We start from the raw sequence: 537 nt of genomic DNA on the forward strand, positions 1-537 counted from the left end.
AAAAGCTACCCGCTGATACTCACCAAGAGCCGCCCCAAACCGGCGAAATGGACCCTGCCCCCTCACCGAATCCGCACCTGGAAACCCTGCGTGAAGCCACTCCCCCGGGTTTAGCCGCAGTGGCGGCCGGCATAGCTGTGGGTGCGCTGGTGGCCGTACCGATTAACGATTCAGGTTTGCTGATTGTGGTGGACACCGTTGCGATTGCAGCGCCCGCGCTGGTGTCTATTCTTGCTCGTCGTCTACAAATTTCTCGTACGCGTTGTACGGAGAGCCCGCGGTTTGCCGTATAGCCGCCTGTACTCGCTCGCGAACGGGAATTCGATGGCGGTGTACGCGGCGTAGCGCCGTGGCTTTCCAGACGTCTTTGAATTGGTCGGCGCGATGCATGTACCCCATGAGGTCGTTGGCGGTAGCACGGTGCGTGAAGTCGCAGGGGATTTCTTGCACGGTGTAGCCCTTGACTAGAAGGTCGATAGTCATGGCTACTTCAACGCCCCACCCGGGGGCAAAAGGCATGATGTCGTTAACCGCTTT

At 59.2% G+C, this 537-nt stretch carries 1 pseudogene; it reads right to left on the reverse strand.

Annotation, left to right across the window (positions count from 1 at the left end):
- Nucleotides 1-225 precede the first annotated feature (225 nt).
- Nucleotides 226-537 (reverse strand): annotated as a pseudogene (locus HMPREF1627_RS00220) (glycosyltransferase family 2 protein); the annotation flags it as partial.

Origin of the sequence: Actinomyces sp. S6-Spd3 (assembly GCF_000758755.1) — a bacterium.
Lineage (GTDB): Bacteria > Actinomycetota > Actinomycetes > Actinomycetales > Actinomycetaceae > Pauljensenia.